This is a genomic window from Rahnella sp. GSA61A (assembly GCF_019969905.1).
Classification (GTDB): Bacteria; Pseudomonadota; Gammaproteobacteria; order Enterobacterales; family Enterobacteriaceae; genus Rahnella; species Rahnella aceris.
The window spans coordinates 1-317 of record NZ_JAHXYO010000064.1 but is presented as its reverse complement, the minus strand read 5'-3'; the positions used below and the strand labels follow the sequence as shown (position 1 = coordinate 317).

Annotated in this window: 1 pseudogene; it reads left to right on the top strand. The window is 52.7% G+C overall.

Annotation, left to right across the window (positions count from 1 at the left end):
- Positions 1-7: 7 nt before the first annotated feature.
- Positions 8-317: pseudogene (locus LC431_RS26250) on the top strand (hypothetical protein); the annotation flags it as partial.

Here is a 317-nt window from a genome sequence, read left to right as displayed (position 1 = left end):
ATCACCAATGGATGACAATTTCGAAAAGGCGCTGGCATTTTTCACCCCGCCACCTGACAGCTGGGTCTGCAGCGGACAAAGAAAAATTGAGGCCGCAGGCCAATGGATTTGGGAAACCCTGCAGGGAGATTTCAATACCGGACAAACTACCGGACAGGTCGTCACAGGGACGGTGATTTCCATGATCCCATTTGTGGATCAGCTCTGCGATATCCGCGATCTGGTGGCGAACTGCAAAAAAATTAATGAAGACGACAGCGACACCTGGGCATGGGTCGCGTTGTGCTTGACGCTGATCGGCTGCTTCCCGGTGTTAG